Annotated in this window: 3 protein-coding genes; all 3 read left to right on the plus strand. The window is 54.1% G+C overall.

The genetic code is table 11. The features are described from left to right. Positions 1-1,305: amidohydrolase (locus tag Q0362_RS08475; RefSeq protein WP_298122526.1), on the plus strand; the 1,305-nt coding region annotated here is incomplete at its 5' end. Positions 1,306-1,320: 15 nt separating this feature from the next. Next, positions 1,321-2,229, plus strand: a complete 909-nt coding sequence (locus Q0362_RS08480; protein WP_298122528.1) for a carbohydrate ABC transporter permease — start codon at positions 1,321-1,323, stop codon at positions 2,227-2,229. Then, positions 2,222-2,984: carbohydrate ABC transporter permease (locus tag Q0362_RS08485; RefSeq protein WP_298122530.1), on the plus strand; the 763-nt coding region annotated here is incomplete at its 3' end. The genes Q0362_RS08480 and Q0362_RS08485, both read left to right, overlap by 8 nt.

The following is a 2,984-nucleotide window of genomic DNA, read 5'->3' on the forward strand; positions in this document are numbered from 1 at the left end:
ATTCCAGGAATGTGGGATACCCACACGCACTTCACTTCGTGGTCCATGCTGTTGCAGCGTTTGAACCTTGAAGGCGTTGCATCGGCTCGCGAGGTTGGCGAGCGAGTCAAAGCTCGCCATGAAACCCACCCCGGAACCATGGTTGGTTTCGGTTGGCGCGGAAGCCTATGGGAAGAAGACCCTCACTTCAGCATTCTGGATGCAGCCTGCCCTGACGAAGAGGTGTATCTCTTCAGCGGCGATGGTCACAGCGTGTGGCTGAACTCGAAGGCTTTAGAGGTTCGTGGTCACGCAGGCCACCCAACGGGTTTGCTCGTGGAAGACGACTGCTTTGCCATCTGGGGATCTCTTGGAGACCTCAGTCCTGAAGAACTCGATCAAGCAGTACTTGAAGCATCCAAAGTTGCTGCTGCACGAGGAGTTGTGGGCATTGTTGACTTCGAGATGGGGTGGATTCTGCCCGACTGGCGTCGACGTATCGGAAACGGCAATGACTACCTCCAGGTTGAGTTCAGTGTCTACACCGAGAACCTCGATCGTGCGATAGAGACGGGCCTGCGCACCGGGGACACTATTGCCTCCACCGAAGGATTGCTGCGGATGGGCAATTACAAGCTCATCTCCGATGGCTCACTCAACACTCGTACTGCGTTCTGTCACGATCCCTATCCGGGGCTCACCGGAAAGCATGCACGAGGCATGCTCAACACGTCCTATGACGACCTTGTCACCCTCATGACCAAGGCCAGCTCTGCTGGCATCAACTGCTCAATTCACGCCATCGGCGATGACGCGAACACCTTCGCCCTCAACGCTTTCGAAGAAGTGGGTTGTGAAGGAACAATTGAACATGCCCAACTTCTGGCATGGGAAGACATTCAGCGCTTCGCTGAGTTGGGCGTGACCGCCTCTGTGCAACCCGAGCACGCCATGGATGACCGGGACGTGGCAGATGTGCTCTGGGCTGGCCGCACCGATCGCTGTTTCCCTTTCGCATCCATGCTCAAGGCTGGTGTGAAACTGTCCATGGGATCTGATGCTCCTGTTGCTCCGCTTGATCCGTGGTTCGCAATCGCATCTGCAGTGGAGCGCACCAGAGACACTCGTGAGCCTTGGCATCCAGAGCAGCGCATCGAGCCCCAAGCCGCAATTGATGCCTCTGTCCGCACTCGCATTGCTGTGGGGCAGCGCGCAGACCTGTGCGTTGTCGATATTGATCCGCTCTATGCCTCCGTTGAGGAACTGCGCACCATGCCGGTTTCTGCCACCTTGCTCGGTGGTCGCTTTACGCACAACGCGCTGTAGTTTTTTCTGATCTCAATGTCCACTTCACAGCGCACTCGAGGATACGGCTGGTTCCTGTATCCAGGTTTGTCAGTGCTTGTGGTGTTCTTTTTCGGAATGTTTTCCTGGAACGTGGGCATTAGCTTGCTCAAGTGGCCAGGTTATGGGCCAGCAAAATGGGTTGGGTTTGATAACTTCCGCATCATCTTTGAGAACAAGGATTTCTGGGAATCGTGGTCTCATGCAGCTTGGTATGTGGTGCCCTTTTCCTTGCTGCCCACAATCATCGGATTAGTTCTCGCCGTTGCCAGCTATGACGCATTTATCGGCAGATTCGGACCCGCACTCGTTTCTGTGGCGCGCACGGGCTTCTTCCTGCCTCAGATTGTTCCCATAGCTGTTTCAGGAATGATCTGGATGTGGATGCTCAATGGTTCCGGGGGAGCACTCAATTCCCTGTTGGAAACCGTGGGACTTGGTTCTCTCCAACAAGAATGGTTGCGAGAACCCGACACAGCATTGATTGCTGTCTCTGTCTTTATGCTGTGGCTGCAAACAGGTTTCGCCTATGTTGTCTTCCTTTCGGGGCTTTCCCGGCTTGATCCTTCCATCTTGGAAGCGTCACAACTTGATGGGGCGAATTGGGCTCAACGTCTGAGGTGGATTACAGGTCCTTCACTCCGTCCTGAAACCTTTGTTGTGTTGTTGTTCTTGACAATCGGTGCGCTCAAAGTCTTTGCCCCCGTGTTCTATCTCACCGGTGGTGGCCCCTATTCCAGCACCACCTCTCCTGCCACCTTCGCCATCGATAGTTTCTTTGGTGGAGCATCTGTGGGGATTGGTTCCGCGCTTGTGACAACGTTGGCGCTAATCATTGGTGGCTTGTTGGCAATCACATTCCTGATTGTTCGAATTCGAGCTCGGGTGGTGAAGCGTGATGCGTAAAGCACTTTCTCGCCTCCCTCGCAGCCTCGTTGTGTTGCTTGTGATTGCAATTGCCGCTATCTGGTTACTCCCGGTCATCATGGTCGTTCTGGCATCGCTCAAGAGCAGTCAAGACTTCTCCACCAGTGGATTCCTTGACTTGCCAACCGAGATTGCGTGGAAGAACTTTGAAATGTTCTTTGGCGGGATCAACATCGGCCAGAAGATTCTCAACTCCTTCACCATCAGTCTGGGAGCTGTGTTCATCAGCCTGGTTGTGGCGTTCCCTGTGGCCTATGCGGTGAGTGTGGGAAAGCACCGTCTTCGCCCCGTGGTGATCACGTTGAGCGTGCTGATTTTCCTTCTTCCTGTTGAGTCAGTCGCATTCCCCATTTACTTGTTGTCCAAGATCACTGGCCAATACGGCAGCATCGGGTTCTTGATTATGCCGCTGGGCATTATTGGTAGTGCCTTCGCTGTTTTCCTACTGGCGAACGTGATGAATCACATTCCCAGTTCCTTAGCTGAAGCAGCTGAAATTGACGGGGCAAACAAGTGGCAAGTGATGTGGAAGGTAGTGCTTCCGCTCATGACGCCCACGGTGTTGACCGTTGCTCTGCTTCTGTTCGTGAACAACTGGAATGAGTACTTGCTCACGCTCCTGCTGTTGCCTGATACCGAAAGTCAGACCGTTCCGTTGGCTATCTCAATGGTGAACTACGGCCAGTTTGGCGGAGCACCAGGTGAACTCATTGCGGCAGCCAGTGTTCTTGCCG

The organism is uncultured Aurantimicrobium sp., assembly GCF_936931525.1.
Classification (GTDB): Bacteria; Actinomycetota; Actinomycetes; order Actinomycetales; family Microbacteriaceae; genus Aurantimicrobium.